At 42.5% G+C, this 706-nt stretch carries 1 protein-coding gene; it reads left to right on the top strand.

All coding sequences use genetic code 11. The features are described 5' to 3' along the window. Positions 1-706, top strand: a 706-nt coding sequence (locus AC1DSL_RS19100; protein WP_477533460.1) for a primase C-terminal domain-containing protein, incomplete at both ends; no start/stop codon positions are given.

The following is a 706-nucleotide window of genomic DNA, read 5'->3' as shown; positions in this document are numbered from 1 at the left end:
ACGTTACACAAGAAGCCTGGTTCCAGGAATTACTGCATGCAAAAAATGTAAAAGGCCAACAAGGACAAATCGGCCGTGATAACTTGTTGTTTACGTTGGCTTTAGCTTGTTACAGTGCTGGAAAAGAAGAGGACGAAACGTATAACTTGCTAGATGAAGCGAATTCTTCATTGCATGCTCCACTAAAGCACTCGGAAGTAAGGAAAATCATGAAAAGTGCGTATCGAGGACGTTTCAAAGGGGCTCATTCCTCCTATATTCAGCAACTACTGGAAGAGTGGGGGAGTGGGAAAGAGATCGTTATTCAATCCAACCCGAATGGATGGCACAAATTCAAGAAGGCTAGGAAAGATCGATCTCGAAGTCATTACGAAGAGTGGGAAAGCGATATTTTAACGTATATCAGTACACATGCAAATGTCGATCAACCCATTAAGTGGGGAACACAAAAAGAAATCTGCGAAGAAATTGGCATCCCACGCAGTACATTCCATGAAGTCGTGAAACAATCAACCAAAATCATGATGAAAACAGAAGGAAGAGGGTGCAAAGCAAAAACGGGACTAACGTCTGTTGCTGTGCTTCTTCAGTGTGCACTTTCATTCACCCAAGCCCATCGGGCAATGTACTACGAAGCCGTTCAATTAATGATGAGTGAACGAGAGAATTCAGAGTCCATTCATTCATTGGAAGATACGGTAAAAAC

It is taken from the genome of Paenisporosarcina sp. P4_D4 (assembly GCF_056401835.1).
The sequence above is the reverse complement of the archived record's forward strand: the minus strand, read 5'-3'. Positions and strand labels throughout refer to the sequence as shown.